At 76.6% G+C, this 13341-nt stretch carries 9 protein-coding genes; 7 read left to right on the top strand and 2 right to left on the bottom strand.

Annotated features, from left to right (window positions below; genetic code table 11):
- Positions 1–121: 121 nt before the first annotated feature.
- The 3 genes from ACPCUX_RS13880 (at position 122) to ACPCUX_RS13870 (ending at position 6173) form a co-directional block, all read left to right on the top strand.
- Complete coding sequence (locus tag ACPCUX_RS13880; RefSeq protein WP_171468361.1) at positions 122–3172, top strand: LuxR C-terminal-related transcriptional regulator; 3051 nt, start codon at positions 122–124, stop codon at positions 3170–3172.
- A gap of 213 nt (positions 3173–3385) precedes the next feature.
- Positions 3386–5305, top strand: coding sequence for a glycosyl hydrolase family 18 protein (locus ACPCUX_RS13875; protein ID WP_423388998.1), 1920 nt, complete (start codon positions 3386–3388; stop codon positions 5303–5305).
- 256 nt (positions 5306–5561) lie between these two features.
- The gene (locus ACPCUX_RS13870; protein ID WP_423388997.1) at positions 5562–6173 is read left to right on the top strand and encodes a hypothetical protein; all 612 of its coding nucleotides are present in this window, start codon (positions 5562–5564) and stop codon (positions 6171–6173) included.
- 88 nt (positions 6174–6261) lie between these two features.
- On the opposite strand, the gene ACPCUX_RS13865 is transcribed toward ACPCUX_RS13870, so the two are convergent.
- Together ACPCUX_RS13865 and ACPCUX_RS13860 are read right to left on the bottom strand one after the other, a co-directional pair.
- A complete protein-coding gene (locus ACPCUX_RS13865) occupies positions 6262–6942 on the bottom strand; it encodes a peptidase (protein ID WP_423388996.1) in 681 nt (226 codons plus the stop codon).
- Between the two features lie 207 nt (positions 6943–7149).
- The gene (locus ACPCUX_RS13860; RefSeq protein ID WP_137280714.1) at positions 7150–8976 is read right to left on the bottom strand and encodes a DUF4012 domain-containing protein; all 1827 of its coding nucleotides are present in this window, start codon (positions 8974–8976) and stop codon (positions 7150–7152) included.
- Positions 8977–9114: 138 nt separating this feature from the next.
- Here ACPCUX_RS13860 and ACPCUX_RS13855 point away from each other — a divergent pair, with 138 nt between their 5' ends.
- The 4 genes from ACPCUX_RS13855 to ACPCUX_RS13840 all read left to right on the top strand — a co-directional run.
- Positions 9115–9678, top strand: coding sequence for an RNA polymerase sigma factor (locus ACPCUX_RS13855; RefSeq protein ID WP_423388995.1), 564 nt, complete (start codon positions 9115–9117; stop codon positions 9676–9678).
- Positions 9679–9748: 70 nt separating this feature from the next.
- Positions 9749–11221, top strand: coding sequence for a hypothetical protein (locus tag ACPCUX_RS13850; RefSeq protein WP_423388994.1), 1473 nt, complete (start codon positions 9749–9751; stop codon positions 11219–11221).
- Between the two features lie 279 nt (positions 11222–11500).
- Complete coding sequence (locus ACPCUX_RS13845; protein ID WP_137280712.1) at positions 11501–12748, top strand: inositol-3-phosphate synthase; 1248 nt, start codon at positions 11501–11503, stop codon at positions 12746–12748.
- On the top strand, positions 12745–13341 hold a 597-nt coding region (locus tag ACPCUX_RS13840; RefSeq protein ID WP_423388993.1), incomplete at its 3' end, for an SCO3242 family prenyltransferase. The genes ACPCUX_RS13845 and ACPCUX_RS13840, both read left to right, overlap by 4 nt.

Raw genomic sequence — 13341 nt, 5'->3', positions numbered from 1 at the left:
TCGGCCCAGGTGGCGGCCGTGTGACGAGCGGGAAACGATGAGGTGATCCCTTGTTTACGGAGGGTTGTTAACATTTCATCCGGTCGACGGGCGACGAAGCCCCCGGACGGAGGGTCCCGACATGTCAGAACAGCAGGACTACATGGTTCCCGAGCCGGTCCGTCGCGCGGACTCGCGGTTCGCGCGACGGCTCGAGCGGCTCTCGTCCCGCGCGCAGGAGGTCGACCGCGCGCTCGCCGCCGTGAGCGAGGGCAAGGGCGGTCTCGTGTGGACCGCCGAGCACGGCATGGGCGCGAGCGCGACGCTCGAGCTCGTGTGCGAGGCCGTCGCGACGCACGAGTTCGCGCAGCCGACCGTCACGCTCCGCTGTCGCCCGCCCGCGGGCGTCCCCGCTCCCGGGTCGGCCGTCGTCTCCGTCGTGTCGCAGGTGTCGCAGCTCGCGGGCGGCGTGGTGCCCGAGCGGCTCACGCGGGTCCTCGAGCCGGTCGACCCGGGCTTCGGCTATCTGCCCGAGGTGGCGGCGGTCGCGCTCGCCGAGCTCCTCGTCGCGACGTTCGACGGCGCGACCGTCGTGCTCGTCGCCGACGACCTGCACCTCCAGGACGAGCTGAGCCGGTCGGTGCTCGCGAGCCTCGTGGCGCAGCGGCACGCGCCCGTCGTCCTGCTGGGGACGGCGCCTGCGGGCGCGCTCGACCCGTCCGCCGGCCCGTTCGAGCTGCGCGCCGTCCCGCCGCTCGCGCCGGCCGACGCGCTCCACCTCCTGCTCGTCGAGCGGCGGCTCGCCGTCGCCCCGCACGTCGCGGCGCGGCTCGCGCACCTCCTCGGCGGCAACCCCGCGGCCATCACGCAGACGGCGGCGCTCCTCACCCCCGAGCAGCTCTCGGGCGGGTCGATCCTGCCCGACCCGCTGCCCGCCGTCCCCGCCGTCCGGTCCCTCTTCGCCGACCGGCTCGCCGCGCTCAGCGAGGCGGAGCGCCAGGCGCTGCTCGTCGCGGCGGTCGCCGTCGTCGACCGCACCGAGCTCGTGCTGTCCGCGACGGGGCTCGCGATGGAGCAGGTCCTCGACGGCCCGCTCGCGGAGCACCTCGTCCTCGCGGGGGGCCGCTTCGCGTTCGTCGACCCGCGCATGCGCTCGCTCGTCCACGCCGACGCGCGCCTCGCCGAGCGCACGGCGGCGCACGTCGCGCTCGCCGAGGCGCACCGGCGGGCGGGGGAGGAGGACGTCGCGGTGTGGCACTCGGCGCTCGCGACCCTCGTGGGCGACCCGGCGCTCGTCCCGGGTCTCCTGCGCATCGCGCGCCGCCACCTCGACCGCGGCGACGTCGTGTGGGCGCACGAGGTCGCGCGCGAGGCGGCGAGCCAGGCGGGCGCCGAGCACCGCGCCGAGGCGTTCGCGATCGCCGGCGTCGCGGCCCTGCGCTCGGGCCACGTGCAGGACGCCGCCGACTGGCTGCGCAAGGCCTCGCGGAGCGGGGACGACGCGCTGCGCGCGTGCACGCTCGGCCCGCTCGTCGCGGCGCTCACGCTCGCCGAGGGCCAGGTGCCCGACGACGTCCTGTCGCCCTACCTGCGCGGGGGCCGGCCGGACGGACTCCCCCCGGACGCCGTCGCCGGGGTCGTGACGGGCGTGCTCACGGCGGCGCGGCTGCACGCCGAGCGGGGCGACGGCGTGAGCACCTCCCAGCTCCTCGACACCGCGACGTTCCTCGCGTCGTGGTGCGAGGACGACGCGACCCCGGCCCGTCTCGCGCTCGCCCGCTCCTGGGCCGCGGTGTTCGGGGTGGGGGAGCGCGGCGTCGTGCCCGACGTCGACCTGGGCCCGGACCACGAGGCCGCGCTCCAGGTGAGCCGGGCGCTCGGGCTCGCCGCCGACGACCGGCTGGACGACGCCGCGCAGACGCTCGCGAGCGTCGTCGCCTCCCTGGCCCCGGTGCGCGACGGCGGCCGGTGGTTCGACGGCCCGGACGCCGCCCTCACGCCGCTCGCCGAGGCGCACGTCCGGCTCGCGCAGGCGCTCGTGCACCTGTGGCGCGGCACCCTCACGCGCGCCGCGGACGAGCTCGCGGAGGCCGCGTTCCGCCTGCCGCTCGGCCTGCCGTTCGCGGGGATGGGCGTGGCCGCCGCGCGCCGCCTCGACATGATGACCCGGGGCGTCGTCGGGCCCGTCGCGACGGCGCTCGAGGAGACGTGCGCGAGCCCGACGTCGCGGCCCGTGCGCCTCGGCCTGCTCGTGGACCGCGCCATGGGCGCCGCGTTCGCCCACCACGTGACCCAGGCCGCGACGCTGCTCGAGCTCGCCGCGGAGCGCGAGCGTCCCGACAGCGCACGCATGCTGCCGCTGCCCGGGCTGGACGACGTCGAGGCCTGGGTCGTCGCCGGGCGCCATGACGCGGCGCAGCGCGCGCTCGCGCGGCGCCGGGTCGACGCCAAGGAGCTCCCGCCGTCGCTGCGGTCGGCGACGCTCGTGCGCGCCGACGTCTCGCTCGCCGCGCCCGAGGACCTCACCGCGCCGCTCGAGCGGGCCACGCGCGTGAACCGCACGACGGCGTCGCCCTACGAGCACGCGCGGACGGACCTGTGCGCCGCGCGCGCCCTCGTGCGTGCGGGCGAGCTGCAGCGCGCCCACGGCCTGTTCCTGTCCGCGATCGAGCTGTTCGACGACGCGGGCGCGGACGCCTGGACGACGATCGCGCTCGACGAGCACGCCGAGGTGGTCCGCCTCCTCGGGGGCCCGGTGCCCGAGGACCTGACCGCGGCCGTGCCGGGGGTGCCCGGCGTCCTCGGCGGCGGGGCCGTCGTCCCGGGCGGCACGTGGCCCGCGGCCCCGCGGGCCGGGAGCATGCACGCCGCCCTCGGGGTCGCGCGCGCCGGCGTCGAGGCGCAGGCCGCGCTGCGTCCCGCCCCGCCGGACGCGTGCCGGCTCGCGGTGCGCGAGAGCGACGTGACGGACGAGGCGCTCGCCGAGCTGCGGGGACGGTGGGCGGACGAGCTCACGGAGCGCGAGCTCGACGTCGCGCTCCTCGTGGTCCAGGGAGCCTCGAACCGGGAGGCGGCGGACCAGCTCTACCTGTCGGTCCGCACCGTGGAGGTCCACCTCGGGCGCGTGTTCCGCAAGCTCGGGGTGCGCTCGCGCGTCGAGCTCACGGTCCTGGCGCACCGCGTGGGCCGCTGAGACCGCATCGTTTCGGGGGCTCTCGTCATTATCTGTCCGCTTTTGTCCTACGGGTCTTCCCCTACGCCGACCGCGTGGAGGAGCCGGGAACACTGCGGGAAGCGCGGATCACGCGCGGGGTCCGGCGTGGCTACGTTCGGGGTGACCTGAGGGCAGGGCGGCCCCGGAGCACGGAGCCGCCGCAGCCCCCCGCACGAGCACGAGGCAGGACCCATGGACGTGTCCCTCTCCACCCGACCACCGCGCCCGGCCCGGCGGCGCGGCGCGCGCCTCGCGGCGCTCGCGACGGCGGCCGCCCTCGTCGGCGGCCTCCTCGCGGGCGTCGCGCCGGCGCAGGCGGCGCCGACCGCCACGGCGGCGGTCGGCAACCCCGGCGACAGCGACGTCAACGGCTACCGCAACGTCGGCTACTTCACCCAGTGGGGCGTGTACGGCCGCGCCTTCCCGCTGAAGACGGTGCAGGACTCCGGCGCCGCCGCGGACCTCACCCACATCAACTACTCGTTCGGCAACATCCACCACCAGAACCTCACGTGCTTCATCGCGAACAAGGCGCAGGGCACCGGGCCCAACGGCTCCGACGGCGCGGGCGACGCGTGGGCCGACTTCGGCATGGGCTACACGGCCGCGAACTCCGTCGGCGGCGTCGCCGACGCGTGGGACCAGCCGCTCGCGGGCTCGTTCAACCAGCTCAAGCAGCTCAAGGCGAAGAACCCGCAGCTGCGCGCCCTCATCTCGATCGGCGGCTGGACCTGGTCGAAGAACTTCTCCCGCGCGGCCGCGACGCAGGCGTCCCGCGAGAAGCTCGTGTCGTCGTGCATCGACCTCTACATCAAGGGCAACCTGCCCGTGATCGACGGCCGCGGCGGGCCGGGTGCGGCCGCCGGCGTGTTCGACGGCATCGACATCGACTGGGAGTGGCCGGGCTCCAACAACGGCGAGGTCGGCAACTCCGTCGATCCCGTGAACGACCGCGAGAACTTCCGGCTCCTGCTCGCCGAGTTCCGCAAGCAGCTCGACGCGTACGGCGCGCAGACCGGCAAGCACTACCTGCTCTCGGCGTTCCTGCCCGCCAACCCGGCCGACATCGCGGCCGGCGGATGGAACGACCCGCGCATCTTCCAGTCGCTCGACTACGGCAACGTGCAGGGCTACGACCTCCACGGCGCCTGGGACCCGGCGCTGGCCGGTCACCAGGGCAACCTGTACGACGACCCGGCCGACCCGCGGGCGGCGAGCCGCCAGTTCAGCGCGGACAAGGCCGTCCAGGAGTACCTCCGCGCCGGCATCGCCCCGAGCCAGCTCGGCCTCGGCCTCGCCATGTACGGCCGCGGCTGGAAGGGCGTCACGTCGTCGCAGCCGTGGTCGGCCGCGAACGGGGCGGCCCCCGGCACGTGGGAGGCGGGCAACGAGGACTACGACAAGCTCCGCACGCGGGGCCAGGACTACTACGACCCGACGACCGTCTCCGCCTGGCGGTACGACGGCGACCAGTGGTGGAGCTACGACAACGCCCGGTCGGTGGCGGCCAAGGCCGAGTACATCGACCGGCTGAACCTGGGAGGCGCCATGTGGTGGGACCTGTCCGGCAACCACGACGGCACGCTGCTCGGCGGCTTCACGGACAAGGTCCGCACGCTGCCGGCCGGTCCCGTCGACGGCGCGAGCGGTCCGACGAACCCGCCCACCAACCCGCCGACGAACCCGCCGACGAACCCGCCGACGAACCCCCCGACCACCCCGCCGACGGACCCGACGGCCTGCGTGGCCGCGTGGTCGGCCGCGACGGTCTACACGGGCGGGGCGACGGCGTCCTTCGAGGGCAAGAACTACCGCGCGAAGTGGTGGACCCAGGGCGACCGGCCGAGCGCGGGCGGCCCCTGGGAGGCGACGGGCGCGTGCGGCGGGACCACCCCGACGACCCCGCCGACGACGCCGCCCACGAACCCCCCGACCACGCCGCCCACGACGCCGGGCACGTGCACCGCGCCGGCATGGTCCGCGACGGTGGCCTACACCGGGGGTGCGACGGTCTCCTACCAGGGCCAGTCGTACCGCGCGAAGTGGTGGACGCAGAACAACGTCCCGGGTGCGGAGCAGTACGGCCCGTGGCAGACCCTCGGCGCGTGCTGACGCCCTGCCGCCCCTCCTGACGGGGGACCATCGGGGCGGCCCGCGGGTACGGGGAATCCCGTACCCGCGGGCCGCCATCGTGTGGTTCTCCCGCATCTCGACCAGCCCTCGCGCTCGTTAGCGTGAAGGGGCCGACGAGGACCTCCGCAGCCCTCCCCAGTGGGTTGCGGGGCTCCTCCGACCGTGAAAGGCGGTCAGCGTGCCCGTGCGTCACCGAACGACCCGACCCCGCACCTCCCGTCCCCTCCCGCCCTCCGTGGCCTCCGCCCTGCCCGTGGCCCTGACGGCCGTGCTCGGCGCCGCGCTCCTCGCGGGCTGCACGAGCGGCTCCGACGACGCCGGGGCGGCCGTCGACGGCGGGTCGGGTCCCGCCCAGGCCGAGGACCACGGCTCGCACGGCGACCACGCCGACGCGGGCAAGGTGCCCGTCGGCCCCCTCCAGCTCCCCGGCGCCGACTACTGGTCGGTGCTCCAGCCGGCCGACGGCGTCACGCAGGTCCGGGCGGGCGGGTGCCCCGAGGACGCCGCGTGCCCGAGCTTCGAGGTGCTGACCGGTGCGGCGCTCGACGGCGTCGACCCCGCGACGGCGCTCCTGCCCGACGGCGCCACGTGCCCCGGGACGGACGCGCTCGCGGCCCGCGCGGTCGGCGACCCCGCCGAGTCGGACGTCGAGGTCGCCGGCACGCCCGCGACGCTCGCGCGCTGGACGCTCTCGTGCGTCGACGCCGCCGGGGCCGAGGTGCGGACCGTCGAGCAGCTCCAGTGGTACGTGCCCGACGCCCCCGGCGGTGCGGTGCTCGTCGTCGACCGCTGGGCGTTCGAGGGGCTCGAGTCGCGCCTCGCCGCGGGAGGCTGGGCGTCCGCCTGACGGACCCCGGCCCGCACCGACCACGACGGCCTCGCACCCGGGAGGGTGCGAGGCCGTCGTCGTGCACCCGGCCGTGCCGGCGGCCGGGTCAGCCCTTGCGCGTGCGGCGCGTCAGCAGCACGACCGCGGCGCCCACGGCGGCGAGCCCCGCGGCGACGGCGGCGTACAGGCCCACGGTCGCGCCCGTCGTCGCGAGCGACGAGGACGACGAGCCGGTCGCGACGGTGTGCGAGACCTGGGACGCCGTCGTGGTCGTCGTGGGGTTCCCCTGTCCCGGCGGGTTCGTCGCGCAGTTCGGCGACGACGGCGGGTAGTCCACGCTGACGACCGTCTCGGGGTTGACCTGGAAGAGCACCTGGACGCTGGGGCGCACCCAGTCGAACTCGTCGCCCTCGACCCACTGCCCGTCGACGAGGCTCCAGCCGGGCCAGTCGGCGCCGCGGCCGTCCGCCCCGACGACGGCGCCGGGCCACAGTACGCGGCCCTGCAGGGGGAGGCCCGACTGGACGACGTCCGCGCCGCCCGGGTTGAGCCACGTGATGGTCGCGGTGTCGTTGTCCGTGCCGGTGACGGCGATGGCGTACTCGAGGTACGGGACGTCCCCGTCGCAGACGGGGGACAGGGTGGTGAGCTCGATCGTCGGCTCCGGCACGTACGTGTCGTCCTCGGCGGCTCCCGCGACCGGTGCGGTGAGCAGCACCGCCGTCGCGGCTGTAGCGGTGACGGCCAGCGCGCGGCTCCCGGCGCGGCGTCCTCCCGACGTCTTCATGGTGATTCCTGTCCGTGGGCGGGAAAGGCTGTTCGTGGAGAGGGAGCCGTGCCCCGAGGTCCCTGATACGTGCAGGTGCCACACGCGCGCGAGGTGTTTCCGTCCTGCCAGGCTAGCGAGGCGGGCGCCCGAGTTGGACGCTTGTCCAGGGTGAAAAAAGGGCGGTGCGCCGGATCGTGACCGCGCCGTGACGCGACCCGCCGCGGCTCAGCCGCAGGGCGCGACGTCCACCGTGCGCAGGCCCGGCTGGGTGGTCGTGGGCGTGCTCCACACGTCGAGCGAGGTCGCGGCGGCGGTCCCCGCGTCCCGCGGCGTCGTCGTCGTGAACGACAGGGTCGTCGACTGGCCGGGCGCGAGGTCGACCATCGCGGAGAGCGCGCCGCGGCCCGCGACGTCGCCGGGCTGCGCCGGGAGCGGGGCGTCGTCGCGGCGCAGGCCCGAGACCTGCCCGTCGCGCGGCGGGTAGAGCACGACGAACGTGCGCGTGACGCCCGGCTCGACGCCCGCCGTGCCGCCGCCGGTGACGTACCAGGGCAGGCTCGTCGCGGCGTCGGCCGGGGCGGACGACGCGAGGTCGACCTCGAACGTGTCCACGCGGCCCGCGGCCGTGCACGTGCTGCCCGCGAGGCGCACGTCGCTGCCGAGGTAGACGCCCATCTTGCCGCCGGTGCCGTCGTTGAGGAACACGCCGACGGAGCCGGCAGCCTGGTCGGCGGTGTCGATGTCGCCCGCCACGACCGTGCCCGCGAGACGCTCCTGCTCCGCCTCGCGCGCCGACCACAGCAGCACGCGGTGCTCGTCCGCGCCGCGCACGAGCGCGTCCCGCGCGACGGCCGGGTCGGCCCCGCCCGCGAGGAACTCCTCCAGGACCTGGGCCGCGACCGCCGCGAAGAACGTGTCCGTCTGCTCGCCGGGCTCGAGCTCGGCGTACGCGTCGGAGAGGAGGGTCTGCACGACGTTGCCCGCGTCGAGGTCGACCGCGCCGCCGTCGACCGGGACGGTCACCGGGCCCGTGGCCTCGAGCAGGTAGGAGAGCGCGACGGGGTCGGTCGCGACCACGCCGTCGACCTGCTCGCCCTGCGCGCGCTCCCACATCGTCGACGCGAGCGCGGCGGTCGTGGGGAAGTCCGGCGTCAGCGGGGTGTCCTGGAGGTAGCGGCCCACGCGGTCCGTGAAGAGCTCCTCGACCCCGGGGTCGAGGGGCAGCACCGGCTCGTCGAAGGACGGGAAGCCGACCGTCGAGGCCTGCCGCTCCAGCGTCACCCTGCCCTGGTCCGCCGAGATCACCGCGAGCGCGCCGGGGATCCCGCCGCCGGCGCGCAGCTCGGCGTTGTTCAGCGCGAGGACGAGGTAGCGGCGCGGGCCGTCGGCGCCGAGCATCGCGGGCGCGAGCGCCGTGAGCCGGTCGGCGGTGCGGACCACCGTGCGCAGGTCGTCGGTGCGCGCGACGAGCGCGGCGTACGGGTCGGCGACCTCCGCGTGCAGCGCGTCGCGGTCGACGGTCGCGAGGCGCGCGTCGATCGCGTCGAACGCGTCGGCGGCGCGCGCGACCGTCGGGGCGGCCGCGACGAGCGGTGCGAGGTCGACGCCGTCGCCCGTGAGCGCGAGCCCGTCGCCCTCGACGCTGCCGAGGGTCTGCGTGAGGGACGGCAGCACGACGGCGGCGAGGTCGTCGGCCGTCGCGGCGGCCACGGAGAAGGCCCGCACGTCCTGCCCGTAGACCGGCAGGTGCGCGGCCAGGGACCACAGAGGTCCGTCGGTGTGCGCCCGTGCGGACGCGGTGAGGGGCTGGACCCGATCGAGCGCGGCGTCGGCGGCCGCGACGTCGCCGTCCCGGAGCGCCTCCTCGGCGGCGGGGACCTCGTCCAGCGCGCGCGTCAGGGCGTCGCGCGCGGCGAGCGCGTCCCGGGCGAGGAGCCCGGCGCACACGACGAGCGCGACCGCGAGCAGGATGAGACCCCAGCCCAGCCAGGCCGCCCGGCTCCGCCGACGGCGGGGGTGGCGCGGCGGGGCGTCCCGCTCCGTCGTCGTCATGCCTCTCAGCGTAGGGGCCGGGGATGGCAGGATCGGGGCCGTCGCGGGTGAGGTTCGGGTGAACCGCGGGGCGTGCAAGGAACGCGCGCCCCGGGACACAGAGCGGTTGACAGCCCGCCCCGCCGACGAGGAGCCGCCGTGACGACCGACGAGGGCAGTGACGAGACCACCGAGGCCGCCGTCCACGACGAGGCCTGGTTCGCCGCGCTCTTCGCCGCGCACGCGACACCGCTGTACCGCTACTTCCGCCGGCGCCTGCCGAGCGCCGTCGGGGGCGTCGTGCCGGACGCCGACGACCTGACGGCCGAGGTCCTCGCGACCGCGTGGCGGCGTCGCGACGACGTGCCCGACGGCGCCGAGCTGCCCTGGCTGTACCGCACGGCGGGGTTCCTCCTCGCCAACCACCGCCGCAAGGCGCGGGCCCTGCCCGTGGCCGAGGTGCCCGAGCGCCCGGACGACGGGGCCGACGTCGAGCACGTCGTCGTGCAGGACGACGAGGTGCGCCGCGCGCTCTCCACGCTGTCCGACCGCGACCGGCGCATCCTGCTCCTGCACGCGTGGGAGGGGCTCGGCGGGGCGGACCTGGCCGCCGTCCTCGGCACGTCGCGCGGGGGCGCGGACGCCGCGCTGTCCCGGGCCCGCGCGCGCCTGCGCACGGCGTGGGCGGAGCAGTCGGCGCTCGCGCAAGAGACCGGCGCCTGAGCACACATCACGGGTAGACCCGACCGGCCGCACCTGCGCGGTACGGCCCCTGCGGTACCTGGAGGGCGACATGACCACCCGAACCCCCGAGCAGCCCGACGACGCGGACCTGGAGCGCCTGCGCGCCGCCGACCCGGCCGCGGACGCGACCCCGGACGCCACGGCCCTGGAGGCCGCGGTGCGCGACCGCGTCCCCGAGGCGTTCGCCCGCCCCGCGGCGACCGGCCCGGGCGCCGCTCTCGCGGAGCTCCCGGCCGCGGCCGGCCTCGCCGGGGCGGACGGCCCGACGGCCGCGCTCGTCGACGAGCTCGCCGAGCGCCGCGCGCGCCGGCTGCGCCGTCGGGCGCCGCTCCAGGTGGCGGCGGCCGTGGTGGGCGCGCTCGTCATCGGGACGGGCGGCTACGCGCTCGGCGCCGGCGAGTGGGGGACCACGGCGGGCGACTCCGCCGCGGAGAGCACGGCGCTCGCCCCGATCCGCCTCGGCAGCGCGGACGCGCCCGCGTTGGCGGACGCGCTCGCGGGGGCTACGGCCACCGAGGAGAGCTCCACCAGCTCCCGCGCGACCACGGACATGGCCTACCCCGGCGGCTGGGGCGGGCGCACCGTCTTCCACGCCGAGGGGCTGTCGTCGGACGGTGCGCGCGCGGACGCGTGGGCCTACGACGCGGCGGGCGTGTTCTCGCAGGAGACGGCGCGCCGCGTCGCCGACGTCCTCGGGGTCACGGGCGAGGTGCGCGAGGAGTATGGGTCGTACGCGGTCGGCCCGGCCGACTGGACGGGACCGACGGTCTCGCTCCAGCCGGACGGTCTCGCGAGCGTGAGCTTCAACGACCCGGCCAAGGACCCGTGGGGCTGCGTCGTCGTGACGCCGGTGCCCGCCGAGGAGGGCGACGGGGCCGGTCCGTCGGCCGAGCCGGGCACGTGCGAGGAGGCCGACCACGGCGCCCCGCCGAGCGGCGCCGAGGCCGGCGACCGGCTGCGCGAGGTGCTGGGGTCCCTCGGCCTCGATCCCGACGGCTACGAGATCGTCGCGGAGGAGCAGCCCGTGGACCAGGGCGCCCCGCGCGCGACGACGGTGACGGCGGCCGAGGTGGTCGACGGGCAGCGCACCGGGACGCAGTGGAGCGCGACGTACTCGGGTGCGGGGCTCGCGTCGCTCTACGGGAGCCTCGCGCCGCGCGTCGCGATCGGCGCGTACGACGTCGTCAGCCCGGCCGAGGCGGTCGAGCGGCTCGGCGACCCGCGGTTCGGCGGGGGCGGGATGATCGCGTGGGCCCGCGAGGACGTGCTGGCCGTCCCGGAGGCCGCGCCGGAGCCCGAGGTCCCGACGGTCCCGCCCACCGTGGGGGAGGGGGCGCGGTTCGCCTGGCCCGTCACGGACGTGACGATCACGGACGCGCGCCTGGGCCTGGCGGTGCAGTACCAGCCGGACGGCGCGGCCGTCCTGCTGCCCGCGTACGAGCTGTCCGACGCGGACGGGAACGTCTGGTCGGTCGTGGCCGTGGTGGACGACCAGCTCGACTTCACGCCCTCGGTCGGGTGACCGAGCACGACCCGGCGGTCGGTATCGTGATACCGACCGCCAGGTCGGCTTCGCCTGCGCGCTTTTGCACGTTGCAAGCATCCGAGGTCGCGAAAGTGGCCACGCTTTTGATTGACCACCGACAAAAGTGTGGTTAGGGTCGCAGCAGACCGAGCGCCACCGGGTCGGAGAGCGAGCAGAGCGACCCTCTCCCGGGGTGTGCGGTCCGACGGTGGCAGGGAGGCCATCGTCGTCGTGATCGGCGGCGCCGCGGCGTCCGCCGTCGGAACGGGAGCAACGATGCACCACTTCGCCCCTGACGGATCGTCGGACCGCCCCGCCCCGGACGCGCGCACCGGGCTGTGGCTCGTCGGCGCCCGCGGCTCGGTCGCCACCACCGCCGCCCTCGGCCTCGCGGTGATCGCCGACGGGCGCGCGGAGCCGACCGGGTGCGTCACCGCGGGCGAGCCCTTCGCCTCCGCCCCGCTGCCCGCGTTCGGCGACCTCGTCGTGGGCGGCCACGACATCTCCGACGTGTCGATGGTCAAGCGCGCCGAGCTGCTCGTCGAGGCCGGCATGATCGCGCCGCGCCTGCTCACCGCCGCGCACGCCGCGCTCGAGCGGGCCGACGCCGAGGTGCGTCCCGGCTACTCGGCCCACCCCGCCGAGGGCGCCGCGCGCGAGTCCCAGCAGGCCGCCGCGGAGCGCCTCGCGGCGGACATCGTGGACTTCCGCGAGCGCCACGGCCTCGCGCGCGTCGTCGTCGTCGACCTCGTGTCGACCGAGCCGCTGCCCGAGCCCGCGCCCGAGCTCGCCGACCGCGACCTGCTGCGCGCGGCGCTCGCGGACCCGGAGCGCGCGGTGCTGCCGCCGAGCTCGGTCACCGCGTACGCCGCGCTGCTCGCGGGCGCCCCGTTCGCCGAGTTCACGCCGTCGGCGAGCATGCACCTGCCGGTGCTGCTCGAGCTCGCCGAGGAGCGCGGAGTGCCCGTCGCGGGCCAGGACGGCAAGACCGGCCAGACGTGGCTGCGCACGATCCTCGCCCCGGCGTTCGGGGCCCGCGGGCTGCGCGTCCTGTCGTGGGCGGGGGCCAACCTGCTCGGCGGCGGGGACGGCGCCACGCTCGCCGACCCGCAGGCGGTGCAGAGCAAGCTCGTGTCCAAGTCGCGCGGGCTCCAGGACCTCACGGGCAGCGACGTCACGCCTCTGCACATCGACAACGTGCCCGACCTCGGGGACATCAAGGTCGCGTGGGACCACGTGCACGTCGAGGGCTTCCTCGGCTCGCGGCTCACGCTGCAGACCACGTGGTCGGCGTACGACTCGATGCTCGCCGCGCCGCTCGTGCTCGACCTGGCGCGCCTGCTCGCGCTCGCGGACGCGGCCGGGTACGCGGGCCCTGTCCCGGAGCTCGGGTTCTTCTTCAAGGACCCCTGGGGCAGCGGCGTGCACGACTTCGCCGCGCAGACCGTCGCGCTGTCCGACTGGGTCCGCGAGGCGACCGCCCGGGTGGGCGGCGACGCGACCGCCGCGGCCGACCGGTCGTGACGGGCTCCCTCCACGACCACCTGGACCTCGTCCGCGCCCCCGCGGTCCTCTCGGTGGTCGGTGACACGCTCGCGGGCGCGGCGGCGGCCGGGCACGCGCTCACGCCGCGCCGCGCGCTCCTGCCCCTCGCCTCGGCGTGCCTGTACGCGGGCGGCATGGCGCTCAACGACTACGCGGACCGGCACCTCGACGCGGTCGAGCGGCCCGAGCGGCCGATCCCGTCGGGCCGTGTGACGGAGCGCCGGGCCCTCCAGGTCGCCGTCGGTCTCACGGCCGCGGGCGTCGGTCTCGCCGCCGCGGGCGGGGGAGCGCGCGCGCTCGCCGTCGCCGTCCCGCTCGCCGCGAGCGTGTGGACGTACGACACGGTCGCCAAGGAGCGCGCGGCCGGTCCGCTCGTCATGGCCGCGTGCCGCGGGCTCGACGTGCTGCTCGGGGCCGGCGTCGGGCACCTGCGCGCCGCCCTGCCGGCCGCGGCCGGGATGGCCGTGCACACCGCGGGCGTCACGTACCTGTCGCGCGGCGAGGTGCACGGCACGACGTCGTCCGCCGTCGCCGACTACCCGGTGGGCGACCTCCGGCTGCTGGACTGGAAC

Origin of the sequence: Cellulosimicrobium sp. AB352, from assembly GCF_049538415.1 — a bacterium.
GTDB classification, from domain to species: Bacteria; Actinomycetota; Actinomycetes; order Actinomycetales; family Cellulomonadaceae; genus Cellulosimicrobium; species Cellulosimicrobium funkei.
The sequence above is the reverse complement of the archived record's forward strand: the minus strand, read 5'-3'. Positions and strand labels throughout refer to the sequence as shown.